The organism is Kineosporia succinea (genome assembly GCF_030811555.1).
GTDB classification, from domain to species: Bacteria; Actinomycetota; Actinomycetes; order Actinomycetales; family Kineosporiaceae; genus Kineosporia; species Kineosporia succinea.
The window spans coordinates 6,767,588-6,793,187 of sequence record NZ_JAUSQZ010000001.1; the positions used below are offsets into that span (position 1 = coordinate 6,767,588).

General features: G+C 71.8%; 27 protein-coding genes. 15 read left to right on the forward strand and 12 right to left on the reverse strand.

The features are described 5' to 3' along the window. Window positions 1-54: 54 nt before the first annotated feature. Window positions 55-402, reverse strand: coding sequence for a MerR family transcriptional regulator (locus J2S57_RS29820; protein ID WP_307249195.1), 348 nt, complete (start codon window positions 400-402; stop codon window positions 55-57). 54 nt (window positions 403-456) lie between these two features. Further along, entirely contained in the window at window positions 457-1,032 is a 576-nt protein-coding gene (locus J2S57_RS29825) for a TetR/AcrR family transcriptional regulator (protein ID WP_307249197.1), read from the reverse strand. Window positions 1,033-1,116: 84 nt separating this feature from the next. Here J2S57_RS29825 and J2S57_RS29830 point away from each other — a divergent pair, with 84 nt between their 5' ends. Next, window positions 1,117-1,836, forward strand: coding sequence for an SDR family oxidoreductase (locus J2S57_RS29830; protein ID WP_307249199.1), 720 nt, complete (start codon window positions 1,117-1,119; stop codon window positions 1,834-1,836). Window positions 1,837-2,071: 235 nt separating this feature from the next. Here J2S57_RS29830 and J2S57_RS29835 read toward each other — a convergent pair whose 3' ends face one another. Beyond that, the gene (locus J2S57_RS29835; RefSeq protein WP_307249201.1) at window positions 2,072-2,614 is read right to left on the reverse strand and encodes a hypothetical protein; all 543 of its coding nucleotides are present in this window, start codon (window positions 2,612-2,614) and stop codon (window positions 2,072-2,074) included. Window positions 2,615-3,068: 454 nt separating this feature from the next. On the opposite strand from J2S57_RS29835, the gene J2S57_RS29840 reads away from it, so the two are divergent. Further along, on the forward strand, window positions 3,069-3,632 hold the full coding sequence (locus J2S57_RS29840; protein ID WP_307249204.1) for a dihydrofolate reductase family protein: 564 nt from the start codon (window positions 3,069-3,071) through the stop codon (window positions 3,630-3,632). A gap of 34 nt (window positions 3,633-3,666) precedes the next feature. On the opposite strand, the gene J2S57_RS29845 is transcribed toward J2S57_RS29840, so the two are convergent. Both J2S57_RS29845 and J2S57_RS29850 read right to left on the reverse strand, forming a co-directional pair. After that, window positions 3,667-5,259 (reverse strand): amidohydrolase, encoded by a 1,593-nt coding sequence (locus J2S57_RS29845; RefSeq protein ID WP_307249206.1) that lies wholly within the window; start codon window positions 5,257-5,259, stop codon window positions 3,667-3,669. 22 nt (window positions 5,260-5,281) lie between these two features. Beyond that, window positions 5,282-6,643, reverse strand: a complete 1,362-nt coding sequence (locus J2S57_RS29850) for an APC family permease (protein WP_307249208.1) — start codon at window positions 6,641-6,643, stop codon at window positions 5,282-5,284. 204 nt (window positions 6,644-6,847) lie between these two features. Between J2S57_RS29850 and J2S57_RS29855 the strand changes: the two genes are divergently transcribed. Genes J2S57_RS29855 through J2S57_RS29865 form a run of 3 tightly spaced genes read left to right on the forward strand, consistent with a single transcriptional unit; the run spans window position 6,848 to window position 9,107 of the window. Then, window positions 6,848-7,639 carry a polysaccharide deacetylase family protein gene (locus J2S57_RS29855; protein ID WP_307249210.1) on the forward strand — a complete coding sequence of 264 codons (792 nt, stop codon included), beginning with the start codon at window positions 6,848-6,850 and terminating at the stop codon, window positions 7,637-7,639. Continuing rightward, the gene (locus tag J2S57_RS29860; RefSeq protein WP_307249212.1) at window positions 7,636-8,391 is read left to right on the forward strand and encodes an SDR family NAD(P)-dependent oxidoreductase; all 756 of its coding nucleotides are present in this window, start codon (window positions 7,636-7,638) and stop codon (window positions 8,389-8,391) included. The genes J2S57_RS29855 and J2S57_RS29860 overlap by 4 nt, the downstream gene beginning before the upstream one ends. Continuing rightward, window positions 8,388-9,107, forward strand: coding sequence for an SDR family NAD(P)-dependent oxidoreductase (locus J2S57_RS29865; protein ID WP_307249214.1), 720 nt, complete (start codon window positions 8,388-8,390; stop codon window positions 9,105-9,107). The genes J2S57_RS29860 and J2S57_RS29865 overlap by 4 nt, the downstream gene beginning before the upstream one ends. Before the next feature lie 8 nt (window positions 9,108-9,115). On the opposite strand, the gene J2S57_RS29870 is transcribed toward J2S57_RS29865, so the two are convergent. Further along, on the reverse strand, window positions 9,116-9,961 hold the full coding sequence (locus J2S57_RS29870; RefSeq protein ID WP_307249216.1) for a helix-turn-helix transcriptional regulator: 846 nt from the start codon (window positions 9,959-9,961) through the stop codon (window positions 9,116-9,118). A 100-nt stretch (window positions 9,962-10,061) separates the two neighbouring features. On the opposite strand from J2S57_RS29870, the gene J2S57_RS29875 reads away from it, so the two are divergent. Then, complete coding sequence (locus J2S57_RS29875; RefSeq protein WP_307249218.1) at window positions 10,062-10,898, forward strand: oxidoreductase; 837 nt, start codon at window positions 10,062-10,064, stop codon at window positions 10,896-10,898. A 6-nt stretch (window positions 10,899-10,904) separates the two neighbouring features. Here the strand turns inward: J2S57_RS29875 and J2S57_RS29880 are convergent, their stop codons facing one another. Beyond that, window positions 10,905-12,620, reverse strand: a complete 1,716-nt coding sequence (locus J2S57_RS29880; RefSeq protein WP_307249220.1) for an ABC transporter substrate-binding protein — start codon at window positions 12,618-12,620, stop codon at window positions 10,905-10,907. A gap of 331 nt (window positions 12,621-12,951) precedes the next feature. On the opposite strand from J2S57_RS29880, the gene J2S57_RS29885 reads away from it, so the two are divergent. Genes J2S57_RS29885 through J2S57_RS29905 form a run of 5 tightly spaced genes read left to right on the forward strand, consistent with a single transcriptional unit; the run spans window position 12,952 to window position 18,495 of the window. After that, entirely contained in the window at window positions 12,952-13,944 is a 993-nt protein-coding gene (locus J2S57_RS29885; RefSeq protein ID WP_307249222.1) for an ABC transporter permease, read from the forward strand. 40 nt (window positions 13,945-13,984) lie between these two features. Next, window positions 13,985-14,965 carry a sugar ABC transporter substrate-binding protein gene (locus J2S57_RS29890; protein ID WP_307249224.1) on the forward strand — a complete coding sequence of 327 codons (981 nt, stop codon included), beginning with the start codon at window positions 13,985-13,987 and terminating at the stop codon, window positions 14,963-14,965. Further along, on the forward strand, window positions 14,962-16,470 hold the full coding sequence (locus tag J2S57_RS29895) for a sugar ABC transporter ATP-binding protein (protein ID WP_307249226.1): 1,509 nt from the start codon (window positions 14,962-14,964) through the stop codon (window positions 16,468-16,470). Before J2S57_RS29890 ends, J2S57_RS29895 begins: the two co-directional genes overlap by 4 nt. A 1-nt stretch (window position 16,471) precedes the next feature. Beyond that, window positions 16,472-17,605 carry a hypothetical protein gene (locus tag J2S57_RS29900; protein WP_307249228.1) on the forward strand — a complete coding sequence of 378 codons (1,134 nt, stop codon included), beginning with the start codon at window positions 16,472-16,474 and terminating at the stop codon, window positions 17,603-17,605. Further along, window positions 17,602-18,495, forward strand: a complete 894-nt coding sequence (locus J2S57_RS29905; protein ID WP_307249230.1) for an SMP-30/gluconolactonase/LRE family protein — start codon at window positions 17,602-17,604, stop codon at window positions 18,493-18,495. Before J2S57_RS29900 ends, J2S57_RS29905 begins: the two co-directional genes overlap by 4 nt. A gap of 23 nt (window positions 18,496-18,518) precedes the next feature. Here the strand turns inward: J2S57_RS29905 and J2S57_RS29910 are convergent, their stop codons facing one another. From J2S57_RS29910 to J2S57_RS29920, 3 genes are all read right to left on the reverse strand, one after another. Next, window positions 18,519-19,265, reverse strand: a complete 747-nt coding sequence (locus J2S57_RS29910) for an SDR family NAD(P)-dependent oxidoreductase (RefSeq protein WP_307249233.1) — start codon at window positions 19,263-19,265, stop codon at window positions 18,519-18,521. Window positions 19,266-19,368: 103 nt separating this feature from the next. After that, window positions 19,369-19,761, reverse strand: a complete 393-nt coding sequence (locus tag J2S57_RS29915) for a winged helix-turn-helix transcriptional regulator (protein WP_307249235.1) — start codon at window positions 19,759-19,761, stop codon at window positions 19,369-19,371. A gap of 101 nt (window positions 19,762-19,862) precedes the next feature. Then, a complete protein-coding gene (locus J2S57_RS29920) occupies window positions 19,863-21,053 on the reverse strand; it encodes an ROK family transcriptional regulator (protein WP_307249237.1) in 1,191 nt (396 codons plus the stop codon). A gap of 127 nt (window positions 21,054-21,180) precedes the next feature. On the opposite strand from J2S57_RS29920, the gene J2S57_RS29925 reads away from it, so the two are divergent. From J2S57_RS29925 to J2S57_RS29935, 3 genes are all read left to right on the forward strand, one after another. Then, window positions 21,181-21,624 carry a TetR/AcrR family transcriptional regulator gene (locus J2S57_RS29925; RefSeq protein ID WP_307249239.1) on the forward strand — a complete coding sequence of 148 codons (444 nt, stop codon included), beginning with the start codon at window positions 21,181-21,183 and terminating at the stop codon, window positions 21,622-21,624. A 20-nt stretch (window positions 21,625-21,644) separates the two neighbouring features. Further along, the gene (locus tag J2S57_RS29930; protein ID WP_307249241.1) at window positions 21,645-22,001 is read left to right on the forward strand and encodes a hypothetical protein; all 357 of its coding nucleotides are present in this window, start codon (window positions 21,645-21,647) and stop codon (window positions 21,999-22,001) included. 79 nt (window positions 22,002-22,080) lie between these two features. Next, on the forward strand, window positions 22,081-22,830 hold the full coding sequence (locus J2S57_RS29935; protein ID WP_307249243.1) for an ABC transporter permease: 750 nt from the start codon (window positions 22,081-22,083) through the stop codon (window positions 22,828-22,830). Window positions 22,831-22,872: 42 nt separating this feature from the next. Here J2S57_RS29935 and J2S57_RS29940 read toward each other — a convergent pair whose 3' ends face one another. Then, complete coding sequence (locus J2S57_RS29940) at window positions 22,873-24,066, reverse strand: MFS transporter (protein WP_307249245.1); 1,194 nt, start codon at window positions 24,064-24,066, stop codon at window positions 22,873-22,875. Between the two features lie 242 nt (window positions 24,067-24,308). Here J2S57_RS29940 and J2S57_RS29945 point away from each other — a divergent pair, with 242 nt between their 5' ends. Beyond that, a complete protein-coding gene (locus J2S57_RS29945) occupies window positions 24,309-24,545 on the forward strand; it encodes a hypothetical protein (protein WP_307249247.1) in 237 nt (78 codons plus the stop codon). Window positions 24,546-24,549: 4 nt separating this feature from the next. On the opposite strand, the gene J2S57_RS29950 is transcribed toward J2S57_RS29945, so the two are convergent. Then, the gene (locus tag J2S57_RS29950; RefSeq protein WP_370882517.1) at window positions 24,550-25,563 is read right to left on the reverse strand and encodes a LacI family DNA-binding transcriptional regulator; all 1,014 of its coding nucleotides are present in this window, start codon (window positions 25,561-25,563) and stop codon (window positions 24,550-24,552) included. Window positions 25,564-25,600: the final 37 nt, after the last annotated feature.

The following is a 25,600-nucleotide window of genomic DNA, read 5'->3' on the forward strand; positions in this document are numbered from 1 at the left end:
GCACCGGCCTGGGCCGTGCGCGTCCCGGTGCCACGGCCCCGGGCCACGGCTGCGCTAGGCCGGTTGCCCCTCGGTCACGATCGTGGCCGCGAACAGCATCACGGCGTCGAGCTTTTCGAGGGTGGCCGTCAGGTCTTTCACCTGTGCGTCCATCCGGGCGCGCTGTTCGGCCAGCACGCCGAACATCTCCGGATCGGCCACCCCGGAATGAACGCACGGCAGCAGCTTGACGATGTCCTGGCTGCTCAGGCCGGCCCCGAACAGCAGCTGGATCCACCGCACGCGCCCGACTGCTTCGTCCCCGTAGAGCCGCTGACCGCTGGAGCTGCGCTCCGAGGCCAGCAGGCCCTGCTCCTCGTAGTACCTCAATGACCGGGCGCTGACCCCGGTTCTGGCCGACACGTCACCGATTCGCACCCGCACCACACCCTTCCACCACCGAAAGTGCCCTGCCCCTCACGGCCGGTCCCCTGCGTCCTTCATGCCCGCCGGGAACGCCGTCATCGCGATCTCGGCGATCTGCCGCAGGTCTTCGAGGGTGCCGCCGTCACGCGCCCGCCCGGACATCCCACGCAGGACCGTCACCAGATACGAGGCGAGGCGATCGGTGCGGGTGCCGGCCGGCAGGTCGCCGTCTTCCACCCCGCGGTCAAGGCGGTCGAGAAGCCGCTGCTGCAGCTCCTCGCGCTGCGCCGTGAGCAGGGGCTCGGTCAGCATCATGCATCCGGGGGGTGTGGACGCGTCGGTGTGGGCACGGGCCGTGTCCTCGAGGACGCGCACGACGGCCTCGCGGGCGGTCGGCAGGGCGGCGGCCTGGTCGAGTCCTTCGCAGGTGCGCCGGAAGTACTCGGCGGAGGCCTCCTCGAAGAGGTGCTGCTTGTCGCCGAAGGCGGCGTACAGGCTCGGCGGCGAGACACCCATGACCGAGGTCAGCGTCGCGATGGACGTGCCCTCGTAGCCCTGGCGCCAGAACTGCTCGACGGCAGCGGCGAGGGCGGCGTCTCGGTCGAAGCTCCGGGGTCGTCCAGCCATGACCCCAGCATAACGTAGCGACCGCTAAAGAATGTGCTAGCGTCCCTGGCTATCAATAGCGATCACTACAGAATGGAGGACGTCGTGGACCTGAAAGGTGCAGTCGTCCTGGTCACCGGTGCGAACCGGGGTATCGGCGCCGCGTTCGTGCGGGTTCTGCAGGACCGCGGGGCGGGCAAGATCTACGCCGCGGCCCGCGACGCGACGACGATCCAGGCCGACGGCGTGGAGAAGATCGCGCTCGACGTCACCCGGCCCGGCCAGATCGAGGCGGCGGCCCGGGCCGCCGGTGACGTGCAGGTCCTGATCAACAACGCCGGGATCTCCACGGGCACGTCGCTGGTGACCGGCGACGAGGCGAGCATCCGGCGGGAGATGGACACCAACTTCTACGGCCCGCTGCTGCTGACCCGCGCCTTCGCCCCGATCCTGCGGGCCAACGGGGGCGGCGCCGTGCTCAACGTCGTCTCGGCCCTGTCCTGGTTCACCGCTCCCGGCGCCGGCGCCTACGCCGCGTCGAAGGCCGCGACCTGGATGCTGACCGACAGCACCCGCCAGGAGCTCGCCGGTCAGGGCACCCACGTGGTCGGCGTCTACATGGGCCTGGTCGACACCGACATGAGCAAGGGCATGCAGGCGCCGAAGATCCACCCGGCCGAGCTGGCGGGTGCGGGCCTCGACGCGATCGAGTCGGGCGAGCAGGAGGTGCTGGCCGACGACTGGGCGCGGTTCATCAAGTCCGGGCTCGCGCTCGACCCGCGCGAGCGGTACGAGCGGATCGGCGCCGCGCTCAGCGGGAGCTGAGCTCCTTTTTGCGCTGGGGCCGGGTGCCGCGACTGCGCGGCGCCCGGCCCTCTTCGCGCGAACGTGCATACTGGGGGCCACAACTCATGGCCGGAGGAACCGTGGACGTGCCGAGATTGATCGTCAGGCGCTTTCACCGCTGGCCCGTTCCGGCCGGAATCGTTCTCGGGGTTCTGGTGGGCTGGGCTTTCGACGGAGTTCGTCGGTTCGGTCAAAACACTGCCCGCCTGTGGATTCAGGTGTGGCGCTCCAGCCATCGACATCCTCGACGGACGTCACGCACCACGAACACCGGCAGGACGACCCACACGGCGATGGCGATCACCCGCATCACGTCCCAGGCAACGAAGTCGCCGGTGAGCAGGTTCCAGCCCCACAGCAGCACGAGCAACGGTGCCCACCAGAGAAACCGGCGCTGACGAACGAGATTGACCGCGGCCTGGGCGGCGATGTCCTGATCCTGCTCCGGCACGGGTTCACCGGCCCGCACCGCCTTGATGATCCGGACCCGGCGTTCCTTCTCGACGCCCCACAGCAGCGGGGCCTGGGCCTGGTCCGATCCCCTTCGGCGGCGCCGGACGAGCCACGCCAACGGTGCCAGGAGAGGCACCAGCATCAAGGGCGGAGCGGCGAGGAAGACCCAGAGCGGCAGATCGGGATCGGCCGCATACAGGATTCCGCACGCCGCCAGGGCCACCAGCAGGAAGAGCCCCGCGAGCAGGCGCAACCAGCGATCCTGACGACGCCGGGCGAGCTGGGCGATCTCGGGATCCACCATGCTCATGATGATCAACGAACCGGGCAAATGGCGCATGTTCACATCTCGCCGGGTCGTGGTGGTTGCTCAGGGGACGGTCCCCGGCAGGGCGGTCAGGGCGAGATGCTCGCACAAATCGCGGATCAGGCGGCTGTTCTCGCCCGGCCGGGTCACGCTCACCACCCGGCACGGCTCGGGGCCCACCGCCGCCACGTAGGTGAGATCACAGGGGTGATCTCGAGGTGCTCGGACGGTGCGGGGAGCGAGAGCCTCGCCACGGACGCGTCGACCGTGCGCTCGAGCACCGCCCGGGCGGAGGTGGCTGAGCACCGGCGCGTCACCCGGACGGAGCAGTCCCGTGCTGATCGAGACCACCGACAGACGCTCCGCCCTGCGGGCAATCAGCACCGGCCGATGAGATCCCCGCGTCGTGTCGGTCTGTACGGGGACATCCGATTCCCGAGAGGCTGGCTCCGTGCGCACCCTGACCTACGGCATGAACCTGAGCCTGGACGGCTACGTCGCCGCGCCCGGTGACGATCTCGGCTGGAGCGCGCCGGGTGACGAGCTGTTCCAGTGGTGGTCCGACCGGGTCGCCGCGACCGGCGTCGCCCTGTACGGCCGCAGGCTGTGGCAGGGGATGAACGGGCACTGGCCAACCGCCGACCGGCAGCCCGGCGCCACCGCGGCACACATTCAGTACGCCCAGCGCTGGCGGGACATGCCCAAGGTGGTCTTCTCCTCCACCCTGAGCGCGGTCGAGGGCAACGCCCGCCTGGCAACGGACGACGTGGTCACCGAGATCTCCCGCCTCAAGTCCGAGGACGGCGGGCCCCTCGACATCTGCGGGCCCACCCTGGCCTCCGTGGCCATGCGGGCCGGGCTGATCGACGAGTACGCGATCGTCACCCATCCGGTGCTGATCGGCGGCGGCCTGCCGTTCTACCCCGCTCTCGACCGCTGGGTGCACCTGGACCTCGTGGAGACGCGAACGTTCCCCGGTGGCGTGGTGCTCACACGGTACACGGTCCGTCGCTGAGCGCCGGCAACCAGAACGAGGGCGCAGGTGCCCGTCAGGCCTCGTGGACGACCTCGCCGTCCACGACCGTCCCGAGCACCGGCAGCGTCGCGAGCGTGTCCCCGTCGACGGTGGCCGGGTCGTCCGCGAACACCGTGAGGTCGGCGAGCGCCCCGATCTCGAGGAGGCCGGTCCGGTCCGAGCCCATGGCCTGCGCCGCCGCCCGGGTGTATCCGTGCACCGCCTGCTCACCGGTCAGCCGGAGGTGCTCCTCGAAGACGGGGGCGCCGGGATTGCCCGGCTCGCGGCGCAGCACGGCCCAGGCCATACCGATGCGCGGGTCGAACTGGGCCACCGGCCAGTCCGACCCGAGCACCAGCTGAGCTCCGGCGCGCAGGACGTCGGCGGCGCGCCAGCCCCGGGCACTGCGGACCCGGCCCAGGCGGTGGGCCCAGGAGTCGGAATGGTCCTCGTGGCGCCACTGCATGTGCAGAGGCTGCATGGACACGGCGATCCCGGCGTCCGCGGCCCGGCGGAGGTCGGTGTCGGTCAGGGTTTCCAGGTGCTCGATGCGGTGGGGTGCGCCCGAGGCCGAGCGGACGCCTGCGGCGAGATAGGCGTCGATCGTCTCGCCCACCGCACGGTCGCCGATCGCGTGGGTGGCGATCTGGAACCCCGCGCGGGTGTAGGTGCTGACGACGTCGCGGTACCGCGACGGGTCGGGCCAGAAGGAGGCCAGGCCGTCGCCGAGGGTGTCCGGTTCGTAGAGCCAGCCGGTGCCGGTGTCGATGACGCCGTCGTGGAACAGCTTGATCAGGCCGGTGCGCCAGCGTCTTCCACCGCGGTCGCGCTGGGCGAGGATCTCGGCGACCTCCTCGGGCACGAAGTGCGGCCGGTGGGTCAGGGCGCTCTGCAGGCGCACCGGCAGGCCCTCGTTCGCGTCGATGTCGTCGAACACGTCCAGGCTCGAACGGGTTCCGTCCATCGACACCACGCCGGTGATGCCCACGGCGTTCATCTGCCGCAGCGTGCCCAGCACGGCGGCCCGCGCCTGCTCCGGGGTGACGGCCGGCAGGTGGGCGGCCACCAGCTGGAAGGCCGAGCGTTCCCTCAGCTCGCCTGTCGGCAGGTCGTTCTCGTCGACGACCACGACGCTGTTGTCCCGGAAGCGCTCGCGGCCGGTGACTCCCGCACGCTGCAGGGCTCGGGGGGAGGCGACGGCCGTGTGCCCGTCGAAGAAGAGCCCGTAGAACGGAAGGCCGTGGACCGCCTCGGCCAGGTCGGTTCCGCGGATCGGCCGTCCGGCGAAGATCGCGTAGTCGAGATTCCAGACGTGCAGCCAGGAGTCGGGGGCCCGGCCGTGCGCCAGTTCCCGCAGCCGGGCCAGGAATCCGTCCCACGAGCGGACCGCACCGAGGTCGACCGCGTGCGCGAGCCCGGCCGCGTGGTGGGGATGGGCGTGGGAGTCGATGAGCCCGGGAGTCAGGGTCCCGCCGCGGCCGTCCAGGTGCCGCGCCGACGCGGCCACCTCGCGCCGCGCGTCCTTCCCGGAGCCCAGCGCCACGATCACACCGTCACGGGCGGCGAGCGCCGTGACGCCGGGGCGGCCGGGCACCCGGATGCCGGTGACGAGCAGGTCGCGGTTCATCGTCCCCTCCTGAGAAGTGTTCCTACTCGCTGAAGTCGACCTCGGCCGGCGGCCGGGTGAAGAAGCGGGTGGTGGCCACCAGGTAGATCAGGCCGACGGCGACCCAGACGAAGCCGACGACGAAGGTCTCACCGGTGAGCCCGGTCCAGAGCCAGGCGGTCGCGACGAACCCCAGGCCCGGGACGACGGCGTTGACGAGGACGGAACGGGCTGTGCGCTCGCCCTTGTCGACGATGTAGTGCTTGATGACGGCCAGGTTGACGACCGAGAAGGCCACCAGCGCACCGAAGTTGATCATCACGACGGCCTGCTCGAGCGTCAGCACGCAGGAGAGCAGACCGACGGCGGAGACCAGGACGAGGGCGACGACCGGGGTCTGCCAGCGCGCGTCGACCCGGCCCAGCGGCGCGGGCAGGAGACGATCGCGGCCCATCGCGTACAGGATGCGGGCCACGCTGGCCTGCGAGACCAGGGCCGATCCGAAGCAGCCGAGCACGTAGACGGCCACGAAGATGCTGCTGAACACCTTGCCGCCGAGCCCGACCATGAGCTCGACGCCGGCCGCGTCGGCGTTCTCGAAATCGGTGGAGGGATGGGCGAGGCTGCCCGACCAGGCGACGAGGATGAAGAGCAGGCCGCCGACGAGAGTGGCGAGCAGGATGCCTCGGGGTACGGTGCGGCGCGGGTCCCGGGTCTCCTCGGCCATGGTGGAGACGCCGTCGAACCCGAGGAAGCTGAAGGCGAGAATGGCGGCGCCGCCGAGGATCACCGAGATGTCCGACGAGCCGGGCAGGAACGAGGTGAGGACGTCACCGGCCGGGGCGGCGCTGTGCCCGAAGGCCAGCACGACGAAGATCCCGATGACGACGGCGGTGACGGCCATGACGATCGCCGAGACCCCGCTGAGAACCTTGACCCCGAGCACGTTCAGCACGAGCACGACCAGCAGCAGGGCCAGGCTGAAGATCCAGCCGGGCACGCCGGGGAACTGTGAGTTCAGGTAGATCCCGGCCAGCAGGAAGCTCACCATCGGCAGGAACAGGTAGTCGAGCATCAGCGTCCAGCCGGACAGGAATCCCAGGTGCGGGCCGAAAACGCCACGGGCGTAACGGTAGGCCGATCCGGCGGCGGGGAACGCGGCGACCATGCGCCCGTAGCTGTGCGCGGTCAGCAGCATCGCCACGGTCGCCACCACGTAGGCGGCGGGCAGGTGGCCGTTGGTCTGCTGCTGCACCAGGCCGTAGGTGGTGAAGACCGCCACCGGCGACATGTAGGTCAGGCCGAAGAGGACCAGCGAGGGCAGCCCGAGCACCCGGCGCAGGGACGGGTCCGCCCCGGACGAGGCGTCCGGTGTGTTCGGGGGTGAGGTCAAGGGGGCTGACATCCTCGTCGTTCCTTCCAGCCGGCTGCTCACTCCACGATCGCGGGTGACCCGGGACACCCTGCGGCGCGCCACGCCGAGGGTCAATCCGTCATCTTGCGTATGCGGACTCCACGGCGGCACGAGGGTCGGCCGCGTACGTAGAACGACGCATCCGCTCCCGGTACCGCGGGTGGCACACTCCTGCCCGAACGAGAGGAGACACCAGTGGGCGCACACGACGCAGCGCAGCTCGTGGTCACGGTCGACTTCGACGCCGAGGAGCTGTGGCTCGCCGAGGACCCGGAGAACGCCCGCCGTCCCGGTGTCCTGTCCCAGGCCCGGTTCGGGGTGCAGGTCGCGGTCCCGGCCCTGCTGAAGCTGTTCCGGGAGCTGGATCTGCCGGCCACCTTCTTCGTCTGCGGGGGTGACGCCGTCCGGCATCCGCACGCCATCGACAGCATCGCGGCGGCCGGTCTCGAGATCGGGCACCACGGCTACACGCACCGATCCCCGCACACGATGAGCGAGGCGCAGGAGCAGACCGAGATCGAGCGCGGGCTGGAGGTTCTGCGACGGCACACCGACCAGCTGCTCGGATACCGGTCTCCTTCCTGGGATTTCGGGCCCAGCACGCTCGCCCTGCTGGAGCGCCACGGTTTTCTCTACTCCTCCAACCTGATGGACGCGTACCGCCCCTACCGGCACGCCGACCACGACCTGGTGGAGCTGCCCGTGCACTGGCTGCTCGACGACGCCCCGCACTTCTGGTTCGACACCACGTCCTGGGACAAGACCATCCGCTCCGCGCGCGAGGTCTCGGCGATCTGGGCCGAGGAGGCGGGCGCGATCTGGGACGCGGGTGGTCTCGTCACGCTGACGGTGCACCCCCAGATCATCGGACGCCCGTCGCGGCTCCGGATGCTCCGTGAGTTCCTCACCGCAGCCCGGGAGCGTCCCGGGCTGACCATCTCCTCCGCCGGTGACCTGGCGGCCCGGGTGAAGGCGGAGGTCCGGTGAGAACCGCACTGGTGACCGGCGCGGGCCGGGGGCTGGGGCTGGCCACCGCCCAGCGCCTGCTGGCCGACGGCTGGAACGTCGCGCTGGCTGATCGCACCGAGCAGGTGCTCGAGGAGGCAGCCCGTTGCGGCGCGGGTGCTTTCGGTGTCGTCGCGGACGTCACCTCCGGCCCGGAGGTCGACGCCGCCGTCGAGGCCGTGCGGGAGCGTTTCGGAGCCCTCGACGCCCTGGTGGCCAACGCCGGGGTCGGCGGTCCGTCCACCCCGGTTCTCGACACTCCCGCCGGGGACGTGGACCACGTGGTCGACGTGAACTTCGGCGGCACCCTGCGCGCGGCCCGCGCCGCCGCACCCCTGCTGCGTCGTTCGCGCACCGGTGGGCGCGTCGTCGTGCTCGGATCCGTCTTCGCCCAGCAGCCCGTCCCGGGGGCCGGGCCCTACATCGCCTCGAAGGGAGCCGTGATCGGCCTGATGCACGCGCTCGCCCTGGAACTGGCCCCGGAGGTCACCGTGAACGCGGTCGCCCCGGGCTACATCATGACCGAGATGCACCGGGACGAGATGGCCTTCCGGGCCTCGTCGCTGGGCACGACGCTGGAGCAGCAGATCGAGCAGCACCGCGCGCGGGTGCCGCTGGGCCGTCACGGCCGGCCGGAGGACGTCGCGGCCGCCATCGCGTTCCTGCTCTCGCCCGACGCCTCCTACATCACCGGGCAGACGCTGAACGTCAACGGCGGGATCCTGGTCTCGTGACCGGGCACCGGCTCCTGGTCACCGGCGCGGCCAACGGCATCGGCGCCGCCACCGTCCGCGCGGCCCGGGCCCAGGGCTGGGACGTGGCCGGCCTCGACCGCTCGTTCCCCGGCGAAACCCCGCACCTCACCGCAGCACTGACCGCCGACCTGGGGACCGACGCGTCCACCGTCGCCGCCTTCACCGAACTGGACCAGGTGTGGCCCGAGGGCCCGACCGCGGTGGTGCACTGCGCCGGTGTCTACCGCGTGGAACCGACCTCGGACCTGACGGCCGAGGCGTGGGACCAGGTGTTCGGGATCAACGCGCGCGGCTCGTTCCTGGTGGCACGCGAGAGCGCCCGGCGGATGCGCGCCGGGGGTTCGCTGGTGCTGATGTCGAGCCTGGGCGCCGAGCGCGGCGACGCCCACGAGCCCAGCGCCGCCTACTCGGCCTCGAAGGGCGCGATCGTCTCACTGACGCGCCAGCTCTCGGCCGAGTGGGGGCCGCTCGGGATCCGCGTGAACGCGGTCTCGCCGGGGGTGATCGACACGGCCATGACCAGTCTCACCGACGATCCGGACGCGGCGGCGGAGTTCTTCGCGGCCCGGGTTCCGTTGCGGCGCATCGGGACGGCGGACGAGGTGGCGCAGGTGTGTCTCTTCCTCGCCTCCGCCGCGGCGGGTTACGTCAGTGGGGCGATCGTGCCGGTGGACGGCGGGGCGGCGATCTCCTAGGGAAGTCGCTACGAGTCGCGTTTCGTCGACCACGGCGCGGCGCGGGTGGCGTGCAGGGTGCCGAGCAGCACCAGGGCCTGGGCGCTCGGGCTTTCCGGCTCGGGCCCGAGGACCACGAGGATCTGCCCGGCCGCGCCCCGCACGTCGAAGGACTGGGAGACCAGGGCGAGGGGCCCGACGTCGGGATGCTCGATCCCGATGGGGTCTTCGGTCTTGCCGTGCACGACGTGCGACGTCCAGAGCGTGGCGAACGCGTCGCTCTCACCCTCGAGTTCGTGCACCACCTCCCGCAGGCGGGCGTACTCCGGGTCGAGCCCGGCCGCCTGGCGCAGTCCCGCGACGACCGACCGGGCGAAGGTGTCCCCGTTCGCGAAGAACGCCCCGGCCGCCGGGTCGAGAAAAGTCATGCGGGCCAGGTTGTCCACGACCGCGAACGGTGAGAACAGCGCCTGCGCCAGGGCATTGCCCGCCAGGAAGTCCTTGGCCGGGTTCAGCACGAAGGCCGGGGCGTGCGCGTGCGCGTCGAGCAGGTTGCGCAACGGCCGGCTCACCGTCTCGCGGGGCGTGCGCCGGGTCGACGGGCTCACCCCCGCCAGCCGGTAGAGGTGCTCCCGGGCCTGGTCACTCATCCGCAGGGCGCCGCTGATCGCCTCCACGACCTGCGGTGACGGGCTCCGCTCGCGGCCCTGCTCCAGGCGGGCGTAGTAGTCGCTGTTCATCCCGGCCAGGACGGCGACCTCCTCGCGCCGCAGTCCGGCCACACGCCGGGGACCGTACGAGGTCAGACCCACGTCGCCCGGGCGCAGGCGGGATCGGTGCGCACGCAGGAACTCCCCGAGGTCGTTACCGGTCATCCCCCGATGCTAGGTGGGGCCGGCCCGATCAGCCTGGGTGCGCCAGGTCCCGGAAGACCCCGTCCTGGCTGTCCCCCGCCGCCGGGCCGAGGCTGGCAGCATGACGAACAAGACCATGCTCATCACCGGCGTCAGCTCCGGACTCGGCCGGGCCCTGGCCGTCGCGGCGCTGGAGGCCGGGCACACCGTGGTGGGAACGGTGCGCCGGGACCCCGCGGCGTTCACCCGGCTGCACCCGCACCGCGCCCACGCCCGCGTGCTCGACGTCACCGACGAGGACGCCGTGCTCGCGCTGGCCGCCGAAGTGGAGGAGAACGTCGGGCCGGTGGACGTTCTCCTCGCCAACGCGGGCTACGGCGTGGAGGGCCCTTTCGAGGAGACCCCCCTCTCGGTGCTGCGCGCCCAGTTCGCCACGAACGTCTTCGGCGCCGCCGCCACGATCCAGGCCGTGCTGCCGTTCATGCGGCAGCGGCGCCGCGGGCACGTCCTGGGCGTCACCTCGATGGGAGGGCTGGCCGGCTTCCCGGGTGTCTCGGCCTACTGCGGCAGCAAGTTCGCGCTCGAGGGCATCCTGGAGTCGCTGGGCCAGGAGGTCGCCGGCTTCGGCATCCACGTCACGGCCGTGGCCCCCGGCTCGTTCCGCACCGACTGGGCCGGGCGCTCGATGACCCGGGCCCCGCGCACCGTCAGCGACTACGACGACCTGTTCACGCCCATCCGCCAGGCCCGCTCCGCGGCCAGCGGACGTCAGCCCGGCGACCCCGCCCGCGCCGCCGCCGCGGTGCTGCACGTCCTGGACGTGCCCCGGCCGCCCCGTCACCTCGTTCTCGGCCCGGACGCCCTGCGCGTGGTGCGGGCCGGGCGTGCGGCCGTCGACGAGGACCTGGCCGCCTGGGAGCACCTGTCGCTGTCCACCGACCACGTCACGGGCGCCTGAGCGGCGTCAGCGGGTCCGCCAGGGCGGCAACCGGAAGGTCGCGGCCGAGCCGAACGGCTCGGGGGCGATCGGCCGGTGCTGCCCGGCCTGGATCTGGTAGATCATGTGCGCCTGCCCCATCGAGGCGTCGGGCGTGGCGTCCGGGTAGGACAGCGTGGACTGGCTGGCCTCGCCGAAGTAGTAGACGCCGTTGACGCCCCGGTGCGGCCAGCGCCGCAGGTAGCCGACCACGTCGCGGGCGTCCCGCACCCCGGTGGCCGCCCAGGCCGAGGCCAGCAGCCGCACCTGGTCGTACGCCGCCCCCGCCTGCGACCAGCCCGCGGGCCGGCCGAACCGCGCCGCGAACTGGCCCCGGAAGCGGCGGCCGAGCACGTCGTCGTAGGTTCCCGTGGTCGTGGACCAGATCACCCCGTCGGCCCCCGGGCCGATCGAGTCCTGGAAGTCGGGGATCGAGGGGCCGTACACGCCGTACACCAGCGACTCCAGGCCGCTGGCGAGGAACTCCCGCTGGAACGCCGTGACCTCCGGGGCCAGGAAGTGAGTCAGCATCACGACCTCGGGGTCGGCCGCCAGCAGGCGGCGCACGACCGCCGGCCAGTCGGTCGACCCGACCGGGACCCGGATCACCTCGTGCAGGCTCCAGCCCGCGCGCTCGGCCGCCGCCACGAAGACGTCATTGGTGACGCGTGTGCTCATGGTGTCGGCCTCGACGCTCACCAGCCGGCGGTTGCGCGGCACGAACAGGGAACGCGTCTGCAGGTCGCCCAGCAGCCGGATCAGTCCCAGCCCGTAGGAGGTCTCGGACGCGCACGTCTGCAGCACCGCCCCGTAACGCCGCGGATCGGCCTCGGCGAGGCGGACCTGCTCGTCGAACGTGGCGGTGTGCAGGAACGGGCGGCCGTACTCGGCGACCAGGTCGATGTCCTCGGCGTCCTGCCCGTTGCCGTAGCTCGTGGTGATCGCGTCGACCTCCTCACCGAACAGCCGCACCAGGCCCCGCTGCACGCTGTCGCGGCTGAACACGTCGACCTCAGCCGTGACCAGCTCCAGGCGCCGCCCGGAGATCCCGCCCGAGGAGTTCAGCTCCTCGACCGCGAGAGTGGCGCCCTGCAGCACCTCCTCGCCGTCGGCGGCGGCCGCGGCGACCGGGAGCAGGACCCCGACCTTGAGCGGCATCTTGCCCGGGTAGCGGGGGAACAGCGGCTCGGCCGGCGCGGGACGCCGCCCGGACGCGGCCATCTCGAGCTCGACGATGCCGATGGTCGGGATCGGGCCCGCCCCACCGGGCACCGGCAGGCACAGCAGACCGGTGTCGACGGCCAGCGCGGCCAGGCCGCCGCGCGTCTCCTGGTCGAGTTTGTCGAGCAGGCGCTCGATCTGGGTCGAGACGGTGCGGGAGCTGGTGCCCAGTCGCTCGGCGATGCCCTGGTTGGTCAGGCCCAGGGCCAGCAGGGTCAGCACGTCGACCTCGCGCACCGTGACCCCGCGCGGCAGGTCGACCTCGGCGGCCCGCACGATGACGCGCTCGCCCCCGTCGGCGGCCCGGCGCACGAGCTGCACGGCCAGCCAGACGCTGCCGTCGCGCCACAGGAAGCGCAGGGAGTCGCGGCTGACGCGGGGAAAGGCCTGGACGTACCGGGCCAGTTCGGTGGGCAGATCCCTGTGCGGGGACGAGGCGCCAGGATGGGCGTCGAGGGTGAATTCGAGTGGTTTGCGGGACATTTGCGCCTCCCTCCCGCCGGGAACACCACAGCGGCTCAATTCCGGCCGGTCACGCAGTTTAGACGGGACACGGACGACGGTGCCGCGGAGGATCGACGCCGGCACCCGGCCGGGAGGCCGGAAACGGTCAAGACCACGACCAATGACGAGCGCGCCCGCGGCCCGGCCCTGGTCGGCCACCGGACCTCGGGCAGGCGGTGAGAACCCTTTCCTGGCCGGTTAAGTCCAAACTCCGATCTATTGTTGAAGAAGACTTGGTCCGGTAATTGACACAACTCCGGGCCGTGTCGTGGGATGTGCCTCGCTTCACTGACGAAGAGCGAGGTAGACCTTGGCTTCCACCCATGCCAGCGCCGGCGGGACCGGCCGCTGGAACGAACTCCTGACGGCGATGCGAGCGCGAGGATCGAGCGTCCTGCTGCTCGGGATCTTCGCCCTGCTCGTCCTGATCCTCCTGGTCTCGACGCCCGCGTTCGGGAACGTCGGGAACATCTCGAACGTGCTGCAGCAGAACTCGATCATCGGGATCGTCGCCTGCGGCATGCTTCTCATGATCATCCTGGGCGGCTTCGACCTGTCGGTCGGAGCGGTCGGCGCGATGTCCTCGGTCGTCGCCGCGGTCCTGATCGTGCACGTGAACACCACGGTCGGCATCGTCGTGGCCCTGCTCGCCGGGCTCGGCGTGGGCCTGCTCAACGGCTTCTTCATCGCCGGTCTGGGCATGAGCCCGTTCGTGGTCACCCTGGGCACCCAGACCGTCGTCAACGGCGCCCTCTACGTGGCCACCAAGGCGAAGCCGGTGTACGGGGTGCCGCCCGAGTTCACGAAACTCGGCCTGGGCAAGATCGGGCCGGTCCCGATCGCCCTGCTGTTCTTCGTCGGGACCGTCCTGCTGGTCTGGATCCTGTTGCGCTTCAGCCGGTTCGGGCACCACATCTACGCCGTCGGCGGCAACCCGGCCGCCGCCCGCCTGGCCGGTATCAACGTCCCGTTCGTCATCGTCGTCACCTACGGGATCGGTGCTCTGCTGGCCGCCCTGGCCGGCATCATCCTGCTCGGCCAGACCGGCATCGGGCAGCCCAACAGCGCCACCACGTGGCCGCTCTCGGCGATCGCCGCGGTCGTCGTCGGCGGTGTGCCGCTGTCCGGCGGTTCCGGCAAGGTCGGCTGGGCCGTGCTCGGCACGCTCCTGCTCGGCGTCATCGCCAACGCGCTGAACCTGACCGGGGTCTCGGCCTACTGGCAGCCCGTCGTCAGCGGCCTGGTCATCCTCGGCGCCGTCGGCATCGACAGCTACCAGCGCAAGCGCCGCGCGCAGCGCTGAAACGTCCCCGCACCAGCCCTTTTGACACAGGAGTCAGAAAATGCAGAACATCCGTAGGCGTGTGTTCGCAGCCGGCGTCGCCCTCACCGCCGTCACCGCTCTCACCGCGTGCTCCAGCGACTCCTCCACCGGCGCCGGTGGTTCCGGTGACCTCAGGATCGGCTACATGATCTGGGACACCTCGGTGCCCTTCTACTCGAACCTGATCTCCAAGGCCAACGAGACGGCCGACTCGATGGGCGCCGACCTCGACATCCAGAGCGGCAACGGCGACCTCGCCCAGCAGATCGCCGTCGTGCAGCAGTTCGTCACGCAGCAGTACGACATGATCCTGATCAGCCCGAGCGACCCCAAGGGCATCGTGCCGGCCATCCGCCAGGCCAACGCCGCGAACATCCCGGTGATGGCCGTCAACACCAAGGCCGACACCTCCGACGGCGCCGAGCTCGTCACCTACGTCGGCGTCGACGACGTCGAGTTCGGCCACCACCAGGGCGAGCTGCTCGCCAAGGCGCTGGACGGCAAGGGCACGGTCGCCTACATCACCGGCAAGCTCGGCACCTCCGCGCAGATCGAGCGCCAGCAGGGATTCGAGGACGCCCTCGGCGACTACCCGGGTATCAAGGTCGTCGCCACGCAGGCCGCCGACTGGGACAACGCCAAGGCCCTGGCCGTCACCCAGGACTTCCTCAGCAAGTACCCCTCGGGACAGCTCGACGCCGTCGTGGGTCAGGGACCCGAGAGCGTCACCGGCGCCAAGTACGCGTTCGGCAACAACCGCAAGGACGTGAAGTTCATCATCGGCGACTACCCCGCCGACGTGCGCGACGCCATCGTCGAGGGCTCGGTCTACGGCACGGTCGACCAGGACCCGGCCCCGCAGGGTGTCAACGCCATCACCTACGCGGTGAACTGGTTGCAGGGCAAGGAGTCCGAGGTCCCTCGGCCGGAGGCGTACATCGACATGCCGGTCGTCACCCAGGAGAACGTCGACGACGTCCCGGCCGCCTGGGGCGAATGATGACGGGCAACCCGATGCTCCACATGCGGGGCATCCGCAAGAGTTTCGGCGGCATCGAGGTGCTGCACGGCGTCGACCTCGAGATCGGCGCCGGGGAGATCCACGGCCTGATCGGGCACAACGGCGCCGGCAAGAGCACCCTGATGCGGGTTCTCGGCGGCGTCTACCCCGACTACACGGGCACCGTCGACCTCGACGGCACCCGCGTGGACCTGGCCTCGCCCAAGGAGTCCCTGGCACACGGCGTGGCCGTGGTCTACCAGGACTTCTCGCTGATCCCCGACCTCGACGTGGCCCACAACATCGCCCTCGGACGCGAACCCACCCGCCTGGGCGGCCGGTTCATCGACCACGGGGCGCTGGTGCGCCGCTCGGCCGCCGAGGCCGAGCGGTTCGGGATGCGACTGCCCATGCGCACGCCCGTCCGCTCGCTCGGCGTCGCCGCGCAGCAGCAGACCGAGATCGTGCGGGCCCTGGCCCGGGACGCGCGGATCCTCGTCATGGACGAACCGACCGCGCGCCTGGCCCCGGCCGAGCGCGAGCAGCTCTTCGTCACGATGAGATCGCTGGCCGCGCAGGGCATGAGCATCATCTACATCAGCCACTTCCTCGACGAGGTGGCCGAGGTCACCGACAACATCACCGTCCTGCGGGACGGCCGGGTGACCCGGCGGCTGCCCTCCGCCGACACCACGGCCGACTCCCTGGCCCGCCTGCTGGTGGGCGAGGAGGAGGCCGAGGTCCGGCGGCGGCACGCCGGTGTCCGCACGCCCGGCCCGGAGATGCTGACGATCAGCGACCTGGCCGTGCGGGGACGCCCACCGGTGAGCCTGAGCGTGCGCTCCGGCGAGATCGTGGCCCTGGCCGGGCTGGTCGGCTCCGGCCGCACCCGCCTGGCCCGGGCCATCGTCGGGGACGTGGCGGCGGCCGGTGGGGTCCGGCTCGCCGGGCGCGACCTGCGGCGGCGTAGCCCGATGACGTCCGCGCGCAGCGGGCTGCTGATGATCCCCGAGGACCGCAAGGTCAACGGCCTGGTCCTGACCGGCACCGTCACCCAGAACATCGAGATGACGGCGCTGAGCACCCACCTGAGCACCGCCGGCTTCGTGCGCCGGGGCGAGCGCCGGAAACTGGTGGCCGGCACCATCCGCCAGTTCGACGTGCGTCCCCCCGACCCGAACCGCCCGGTCGCGAACCTCAGCGGCGGCAACGCCCAGAAGGTCCTGCTCGGGCGGGCCGTGGCGGCCGACCCGAAACTGCTGATCCTCGACCAGCCCACGGCCGGGGTCGACATCGGCGCCAAGGCCGAGCTGCACGCCCGGGTCTTCGAGCTGGCCGAGTCCGGCGCCGGTGTCCTGGTGATCTCCGACGACCTCGACGAGACCCTCGAACTGGCCGATCGCGTGCTGGTCTTCGTCAACGGCCGGATCACCGCCGACCGTCCGGCGGCCGAGCTGGACCGGGCCACGCTACTGGCTGCCATGAGCAGCACCAAGGAGAACTGACATGCCTGTCGCCGCACCCGTCGTCGCCGTGAAGTGCTACGGCTACGAGTGGCACACCCGCTACGGGCTCTCGGACGTGCAGGCCGCCGACCGGATGGCCGCGCACGGCGTGGACTGGGCACTGATCCAGAACTCGCTGGACCCGCTGCCGACCAGTGACGTCGACCAGGCCCCGCCCACCGCGGACTACGACGACGTGCGTTTCCGGGACCGCCTGCGTGAGAACGGGATCCGGGTGTTCGAGTCGAGCTCGGTGTTCTTCCACCCGGAGGCCAACGCCCGCGACCCGCGGCTGCGCCCGGTCGGTGACGACGGCCGGGTGATGTCGCCGTTCGACTGGTACCTGGGCGCCAGCCCGACCAGCCGCTCCTACCTGGCCGAGCGGGCCGAGACGGTCGAGAAGGCGGTCAGCGCCTACCAACCCGACGGCGTCTTCCTGCTCTTCATCCGCTTCCCGAACTTCTGGGAGGCCTGGACGCCGGTGGTGCGGCGAGAGGACATCGTCGAGTACTGCTTCTCCCCGGACAGTCTCGAGCGGTTCACCGAAGACACCGGCATCGAGCTGCCGGCCGGCCCGGCGATCGAGACCGCGCGCTACATCACGAACGAACTGCGCCAGGAGTGGACGCGGTGGAAGTGCGACGTGATCACCGACGCCGTGGCCACGATCCAGGCCTCGGCGGTGCGGGCCCGGCCCGGCACCGAGATCATGATCAACGGCGTCGCGTTCTCGGCCCACGACCGCGGCAACCTGGCCCACGAGATCCTCGGGCAGGACCTGGGCGCGATCTCGCAGCACGCCGAGCACGTCGAGACGATGGTCTACCACCAGATCCTGGCCCGGGACCCGCAGACCTGGATCCCCGAGATCCTGCACGAGCTGCGGCCTTCGGTGAAGGGCACGCTGCTGGCCTCGATCCAGACCACGGCCGCTTACACCGACCCGCCCCACCACGACCGGGGCCGCTCGCCCTACCTGCCGCCGCAGGAGTTCGCCGCCGCGCTCAGCGGGGTCGCGGCCGGGGGCGCGGACGGGGTCTCGGTGTACCACTGGACCGACGTCCTGGCCGACGAGGTGACGGGCGACGGGGTGATGGTCGACGCGCTGCGCCGGTACAAGGACGGCTCGCTGTGAGCGTCCTGGTCGAGGGGCTCGCCTACCCCGAGGGGCCGTGCTTCGACGACGCGGGCGTGCTGCACTTCGTCGAGCTGGCGGGCGGATGCGTGGGCAAGGTCGTGAACGGCGAGAAGGTCGTCGTCGCCGAGGTTCCCGGCTCGCCCAACGGCGCCGCGTTCGACCACCGGGGACGCCTGTGGTGGTGCAACAACGGCGGCAACTGGGGGCCGAACGCCTCCACCGGCCACCGCCCGGGCCTGGGCGGCGGGCCGGGGCTGATCCAGCGGCTGGAGGCCGACGGCTCGGTCACCGACGTCATCACCGCGACCTCCGGCGGGCAGCCGCTGAACTCGCCCAACGACCTGGCCTTCGACGCCGAGGGCGGCCTGTGGTTCACCGACCCGGTCTGGGCGCGGCGCGACCCCACCGGATCCGCCCCGGCCGCCGCCTCACCGCCCGGCCGCCTCTGCTACGCCGGACCGGACGAGGTCGCCGTCCCCGTCGCCACCGGCCTGTCCTTCCCCAACGGCCTGGCCCTGGTTCCCGGCGAGCGGGCCCTGATCGTCGGGGAGACCGGTACCGGGCGCCTGCTGCGCCACGAGATCCTCGGCCCGGGCCGGCTCGGCCCCGCCGAGGTGTGGAGCGAGCTGGGTGACGAATCCTTCCCCGACGGCCTGTGTTTCACCGCCTCCGGCCGCCTGGTCGTGGCCGGGACCGGATCCGGCACGCTCTTCGTGGTCGGTCCCGACGGCCGGCTGCAGGAACGCCGCCCGATGGACGACATCGACGTCACCAACGTCTGTTTCGGCGGACCGGGACACCGCTCGCTGTACGTCACCCAGGCCGCGCTGGGTCGCATCGAGGTCCTGGAGTGGCCGGAACCGGGAGCCCGGCTGCCCGGTCGATGACGACCGACGACGATCAGGGAGACTCAGACCTGCGCGAACCCGCCGTCCACGAAAAGCTCGCTGCCCCGGACGAAACGGGAGTCGTCCGAGGCCAGGAACAGCACGGCGGAGGCGATCTCGGAGGGCAGGCCCATCCGGCCCGCGGGCACCCCGTTCACGATCTGCTCGATCACGCCCGCCGGGATCCGGTTCACCACGTCGGTCGCGATCGGGCCCGGGTTCAGCAGGTTGACCCGCAGGTCACGCGGACCCCACTCCGCGGTCCAGACCCGGACGAACGAGCGCAGCGCCGCCTTGCTCGCCGCGTACACCGTCGAGCCGGGCACCCCGCGCACCGAGCCACCGCTGCCGTTGAGCACGATCGAGCCTCCCGCACCCATCAGCGGCAGGGCCTTCTGCACGGTGAGCAGCGTGCCCCGCACGTTGACGGCGAACACCTCGTCGAAGGACGCCCCGGTGACCTCTTCGAGCGGTTCGCTCAGGCTCCCGATCCCGGCACAGGCGTACAGAACGTCCACCCGGCCGTGCTTCTCCGCGACTGTGCGGAAGAGCGCGTCCAGGTCGGCCGGCACCCCGGAGTCCGCCTGCACCCCGGTCACCGACCCCGGGTGCGCCGCCTCGAGCCCGGCGACGGCCCGGTCCAGCCGGGTCTTGTCCCGGCCGGTGATGTAGACGTGGGCGCCGTTCGCGGCGAACAGGGCCGCGGTCTCCAGCGCCATTCCCGAGGTACCCCCGGTGATCACGGCGATCTTCCCGTCGAGCTTGGTCATGCGTCCTTCTCCTGCGGTGAGTTCCGTTCGGGTCCTCATCACCGTAGAAAGGGCGCGCCGGTTCAGGAAGTACGCACTTTTGTCTCCGGGGCTAACCGGACGGTCAGCCCGTCCGCGCGTCGTACTGACGCTGGGCGGCCTCCAGCTCGCCGTTGTGCAACCCGACCCACCGCACGAGCTGGTAGAGCGGCGTCGCCAGGTCGGTGCCCATCTCGGTCAGCGTGTAGGTGACCTGGGGCGGCACCGAGGCGTCCACCGAACGATCGGCGAGCCCGGCCCGCACCAGCTGCTTGAGCGTCTGCGACAGCATCTTCTCGCTGATGCCGCCCACCTCGTCACGGATCGCGGCGAACCGGTGCGGCCCGGTCACCAGCACGGCCAGCACCAGCGTGCCCCAGCGGCTGGTCACCTGGTCGAGCACCTTCCGGCTGGGGCAGGTGCGCCCGAACGTGTCGGCCGACAGCAGTCTCGCCGCGGTTTTTCGGCTCTCGTCCACCCCGCCAATCTACCTGCGGGCGGACGGTGGGCGGCCGGTGGGCGGCCGGTGGGCGGCCGGCGGGCGGCCGGTGGGCGGCCGGCGGGCGGCCGGTGGGCGGCTCAGGCTCCGGAGGCCGGGGCCATCCGCCCCGGAGCCATGCCGGTCGCGATGGCGACGGCACCGAACAGCTCCGCCCGGCCCTCGAGCGTGCCCCGCTCGATGCGCAGCGACGCCGACACCTGCGGTTCGGCGTACCGGGCGATGGCCGAGGCGAAGCCCTCCAGCACCCAGGGCCCGCTGCGTGCCAGCACCCCGCCGAGCAGGACCAGGCCGGGATTGAGGGCGTTCGCCAGGGAGGCGACCGCCGCTCCGACCTCCGACCCCGCGTCCCTCAGCACCCGGGCCGCACCCGGGTGCCGGGCGCTGCCCAGCCGGGCCAGACCGACCGTGCCGAGGTTCGGGTCCCCCGTGACCGTCGCCAGCAGGCTGGACAGGTACTGCCCGGTGACCAGGGTGTAGAGACACCCGCGGTTGCCGCACGGGCACACCACACCGTCTTCGCGCACCCGGGTGTGACCGATCTCCCCGGCCAGCCCGTCCGAGCCCCGCACCAGCCGCCCGTCGACCATGATGCCGACCCCGACCCCGTGCGAGACCTTCACGTAGAGAACGTCTTTCTCGCCGCGGTAGCGACCGAACCGGGTCTCGCCGAGAGCCCCCAGGTTCACGTCGTTCTCGACCGAGACGCGGATGTCCTCCCCCAGCGCGCGGGCGATCAGCTGTGCCGGGTTCGTGCCGCTCCAGCGCGCGTTCGCCTGGGAGCGGGCCACGTCACCGGCCCGGTTGACCGGCTCCGGGACCCCGGCCGTGACCCCCACGCACTCGGGCAGGCCGATACCTCCCTGCCTGACCACCAGGCGCGACAGCTTCGCCACCCGGGCCACGGTCTCGCGGGCACTCAGGGAGATGGCGATCTCGTCGCGGGCGTGCGCCACGATCCGCCCGGAGCCGTCGGCCAGGGCGACGCTCAGGTGCTGGTTGCCGATGTCGATGGCGAGCCCCAGGCCGGGGGTCCGGGTGACCGAGAACATCTGGGGACGACGGCCGGGCCCCTGCGCCGCGTCGTCGTGCAGCACGTCCTGGGCGACGACCGCACCCTCGTCGAGCAGTTCGGACACGATGCCCAGGACGGTCGTGCGGGACAAACCGGTGGTGCGCACCAGTTCGGCCCGGGTCAGGCCCGACACCTCCTGCAGGGCAGCCAGAACCAGGCCCCGGTTGTGGTCCCGGTATCCCGGCAGCCTGCGCATTCCCGCACCCTACCCAGGGGCCGGACGCCGGAGCGCCTCAGCCCGGGCGGTCGGCCGGCGCGGATCGGGTGTCATTCAGGAACGGTCGTTCTTGACCGATCGTTCCTCAACTGGCAGGCTCGGGGCCATGGGACGCCCCCGCAGCTTCGACGAGGACGAGGTGATCGCTTCGGCGGTGGCCCTGTTCGCGAGCCGCGCCTACGACTCGGTGTCGGTGGACGACCTGGTCACCCACCTGGGCGTGCACCGCAACAGCCTCTACAAGACCTTCGGCAGCAAGCGGGGCCTGTACCTGGCCGCGCTGCGCCGTCACGTCGAGCAGGACGTGACACCCCTGACGCAGGCCGAGGCCGCCATCGAGGCGATCGAGGCGGGCCGCCTCGATCTGCTCCTGTTCGCCGCCGTCGAACGCGCGCCGGTGGACACGGAGGTCGCGAGCCTGATCTCCCGGGCCCTGACCGGGCTGGACGCGCACCTCGGGGCCGCAACCACGGCCACCGCCCTGGGCCGCCGCGTGCGGGCCCGGGCGGGCCTCGAGACCCCACCGACGCGTCCCCCATCCGTTACCTGACAACCCTCTTGGAGGTCACCGTGGCCACGATCCGACTCACCCCCGACCATGTGATCGTCGAGATCACGGGATGGCGCCAGATCCTTTCCCTGTCGCGGGGCTTCACGATCCCCCTCACCCACGTGCGGGGCGCGACCATCGACCCTGGCGCCGCCGGAGAGCCGAAAGGCCTGCGGGCTCCCGGAACTCACGTCCCCGGCGTCATCGCGCTGGGAACCTTCTACCGCCACGGCGAGCGCGTGTTCTGGGACGTGCGCGACCGCAGCCGGGTGGTCGTCATCCAGCTCACCGGTGAACGCTACGACCGACTGGTCATCGAGGTCCCCGATCCGCGCGCCACGGTCGAGCTGATCGAGTCGGCGACCAGCCCGGGCTGACGCCCGGGACTCCGGTGGGGCTGGTCAACGCGGCACTGGGTGGTATCTACCTGTTGTGGATCCTGACCTGGAGGAAGGCGTGAGCGCCGCGATCTCGCTGGCCGTGGCCCTGGTGCTGCTGGTGGCGGTGGCCGGTGGGCTGGGCCGGTGGATCGGCACGGGTCAGCCACGCGCGGTGCTGACGGCGACGTCGCGGGCGCTGGTGCAGCTGATGGTGGTGGGGGCGGTCATCGCGGTGGTGATCCGGACACCGGTGCTGGCGCCGCTGTACCTGCTGCTGATGCTGGGGGTGGCGAGCTGGACCTCGGCGCGGCGGATCGCGCCCGGGCGGGAGGCTCTGGCGCCGGCGGTGCTGGCGATCGCGTGCGGTGCCGGGGTGAGCGCGCTGATCATCTTCGCCTGCCGGGCGCTGGAGTTCGACGCGACCACGGCCGTCCCCTTCGTCGCGCAGCTGGTCGGTGGGTCGATGACCGCGACGACGGTGGCCGGGCAGCGTTTTCGTGACGACACCCGTGCGCACTGGAGCGAGGTGGAGGGCTGGCTGGCCCTGGGCGCGACGTATCGTCAGGCGCTGGCCGAGCTCGCCCGCACCGCGGCCGGCCGGGCGCTGGTGCCGGCGCTCGACCAGACGCGCAACGTGGGGCTGGTGACGTTGCCGGGTGCCTTCGTGGGTCTGCTGCTGGGTGGGGCCACGCCGCTGGAGGCCGGGCGGGTGCAGTTGCTGGTGCTGGTCGGGCTGCTGGCGGCGGAAACGGTGGCGGCGCTGGTGGTCACGCGGATGCTGTCGGGGCGTCCGGGCGCGTTGACGGAGGCGCTGCCGCGCTCCTGAAGCACCCGCGTCCACGACGCCTCGCCGGGCGGGCCGGCAGGTTCACGTCGCATCCGCCAGCCGCCGTCGGCCCGCACCCCACACGAGCAGACCGGCCAGGTTGATCGTGAGCGCGGCGAGCACGACGGCCGTCCACCCGCCCGCCGCCCACAGGGGCCCGGAGATCACGGAACCGACGGCGCCGCCGAGGAAGTTGCTCACGACGACGGCGGTGTTGAGCCGGCTGCGGGCCGTTCCCGGCAGGGCGAAGAGGCGGGTCTGCCCGAGTACGAGCACGGTCTGGGTGGCGATGTCGAGCACGACGACCACGACCAGCAGCGCGAGGATGGAGTCGCGGGCGGCCCACGCTCCGGCGAGGGAGAGGGCCAGCACGCCCAGGGCGGTGCCGGTGGCGGGCACCGACCAGCCGCGGTCGTGCAGGACGCCGGCGCGCCGGGCGCCCAGGGCCCCGGCCAGGCCCGCGAGGCCGACCAGCCCGATCTGGGTCACGGTGTACGAGAACGGCGGTGCGGTCAGGAGATACGTCAGTGCGGTCCAGAACAGCGAGAACACGGCGAACGAGGACGCGCAGACGAGCAGGGTGGGCAGCGCGGCGCGGTGCTGCGCGACCGTGGTGAAGACCGATCGCAGCAGCGCCGGGTAGGGCATGCGGTCGCGGGGCCCGAGCGGCGGGATCGCGGCCCGCAGCGCGGCGGCCGAGACGATCGCGCCGAGCGCCGCGACGGCGTAGATGGCCCGCCAGCTGAGGAGGTCGGCGACGACGCCGGCCACCGTGCGGGACAGGAGGATCCCCACCAGGGCGCCGGAGGCCACCGCGCCGACCACGCGTCCTCTGCGCCCGGGATCGGCCAGCTCGCTGGCCAGCGGGGTGAGCAGCTGGGCCGAGACGGTGCTCAGCCCGACGGCCCCCAGGGCGGCCAGGAGCACCCCGAAGGTGGGCGCGAGGCTCGCGCCGACCAGGGCGAGGGCCGAGAGCGTCAGGACGAGCGGCACGAGGTGGCGCCGGTCGAGCGAGTCGCCGAGGGGGACGACGAGGAAGATGCCGAGCGCGTACCCGATCTGGGTCACGGTGACCAGGATCCCGGCGCTGGGGCCGGGGACGCCGAGGGACGCGGCGATGACCTCGACCAGGGGCTGGGCCAGGTACAGGTTGCCGACCGCGAGGGCGGCGGCGGTCGCGAAGACGAGGGTCCGGGCGGGGGTCATGACGGTGACCTGGCCGGTGTCGGTGCTCACGGCCCTCACGGTAGGCCGGGCCGGTGGGCCCCCGGCAGGCCCTGTCAGGGCCTCCCAGGCACCGAGCCACCGTGGTGAATGCAAGGCGTGCACACACACGGTCAGACTCTGCAACCGCCGACAACGCCTAGGCGCGCACCAAAACGGCTGCCATTCATGGGTTTTCCCTTGATGACAGGAGGCTCCTGAGCTGGTTTCCTGGGTGAACTGTTCAGTAGGGCGACGCGGTCAAGGGGCGGCACATGGCGGGCTACCGAGCGTTTCAGATCATCGGCCTGGGCTTTCTCTGCCTCGGCGTGAGCGAGTTCGTGCTGCGCGGCCTGATGGCCGGGTCGACGCCCGGGCTCGTCGTCGGCGCGCTCTGCCTGATCACGGCGACCGGCTGCTCCTGGGGGGCCTTCACCCTCAAGCACGACGCCGACCGGCGCCGGGCCGGGATCAGCCGTCAGGCCCCGACGGAGCTCCAGCGAGTGCCCTGACCGATCAGGCGCCGCCGGTGCTCTCGCGCACGAGCACCGAGTGCGCCGCCGTGATCTGGAGCGCCGGCTGCCCGGGCTCGTCGATCCGTGAAGCCACCCGCCGCACCGCCTCCAGGGCGATCTGCGGGGTGTCGAGCGAGACGGTGCTCAGGGTCGGGCGCGAGTACCGGCCCTCCTCGATGTCGTCGATCCCGATCACCGCGACATCGTCCGGCACCCTCAGCCCGGCGTCGAAAACCGCTCGTACCGCGCCCATCGCGAGCAGGTCGGCGTAGCAGAAGATGGCGTCGGGCGGCTCGGGCAGCGCCAGCAGCTCCTGGGCCGCGGCGTAACCCGCCGCCCGGCGGTAGTGCGGCGCGGCCTGCAGGTAACGGGCCTCCATGGGCAGGCCGGCGTCGCCCAGCGCCCGCTGGAAACCGGCCGTGCGCTGCTGCGGCGTCGCGTAGCTCTCCTGCGGCTGCACCCCGATCGCGGCGATGCGGCGGCGGCCGATCGCGACCAGATGACTCACCGCGTCGAACGCCGCCTGCTCGTTGTCGATGGCCACGTGGTCGTAGCGCCCGTCGAAGTCGTGCTCACCGAGCAGCACCAGCGGGACGACCGGGCTGTCCTGCATCTCCTGCAGCTCGGCGGGCGTGACCAGCGGGCTGAACAGCAGACCGTCGAACAGCATGGTGCGGTCGGCACCGGTGAGGAGACGGCGCTCGCGGTCGTGGTCGTGACCGGTCTGGTCGACGATCACCCGGTAGCCGATGCCGGCGGCCGCGTTGATCACCTCGCGCGCCAGCTCGGCGAAGTAGGGCACGTCGATCTCGGGGACGACCAGCGCGAGGACGCCCGTGCGGCCGGTGCGCAGCGTGCGGGCAATCGGGTTGGGCCGGTAGTCCAGCTCCTCCATGGCCTGGTGCACCTTGCGGCGCATCGCCTCGCTGACGTGCTGGTACCCGCTGACGACGTTGTTGACCGTGCGCAGGGAGACCTGCGCATGCCGTGCCACGTCCCGCAACGTCGCCGCCACCGGCGTCCTCCCGATTCTCGCGTGTCGCTTCAGTCTA